Here is a 743-nt window from a genome sequence, read left to right as displayed (position 1 = left end):
AACCCTCAACTCATTGAACTTCAAAATGTATTAAATCGCTTACTTGATGTCTTACAACACAGAGTAGGATCAAATATGAATACCATTCGTGATGTTTTTGAGCAGTATAGAAATCTAGACTTTAGAAATAAAATCCCTAATGCAAGTGGTAATGTAGAAGTTACCACAAACACACTAGGCGATGAAATTGTAAAAATGCTTAAAACTTCATCTGACTTTGCTAATTCTTTAAGTGAAGAAAGTAGCAAACTCCAAGAAACAGTTAATGCTCTTACTCAAAGTTCAAATTCACAAGCTCACTCTTTAGAAGAAACAGCAGCAGCACTAGAACAAATCACTTCTTCTATGCAAAATGTCTCAACTAAAACAAGTGATGTTATCACTCAAAGTGAAGAGATTAAAAATGTAACAGGTATCATAGGAGATATAGCTGATCAAATCAATCTTTTAGCCTTAAATGCTGCTATAGAAGCAGCACGTGCTGGAGAACATGGACGAGGCTTTGCTGTTGTGGCTGATGAAGTAAGAAAGCTTGCTGAAAGAACTCAAAAGTCTTTAAGTGAGATAGAAGCAAATACAAACTTACTTGTGCAATCTATCAATGATATGGCTGAATCTATCAAAGAACAAACTGCGGGCATTACTCAAATCAATGAAAGTGTAGCTCATATAGAAAGTGTGACTCAAGATAATGTTAAGATTGCTAATGATAGTTCAGTGATTTCTGATACGGTGAATGATAT

At 34.6% G+C, this 743-nt stretch carries 1 protein-coding gene; it reads left to right on the top strand.

The annotated features are described in order from the left end of the window. On the top strand, window positions 1-743 hold a 743-nt coding region (locus tag DMB91_RS08765), incomplete at both ends, for a methyl-accepting chemotaxis protein (RefSeq protein ID WP_260604909.1).

It is taken from the genome of Campylobacter sp. MIT 97-5078 (assembly GCF_006864455.1).
In the GTDB taxonomy this organism is placed as follows: domain Bacteria; phylum Campylobacterota; class Campylobacteria; order Campylobacterales; family Campylobacteraceae; genus Campylobacter_D.
The sequence above is the reverse complement of the archived record's forward strand: the minus strand, read 5'-3'. Positions and strand labels throughout refer to the sequence as shown.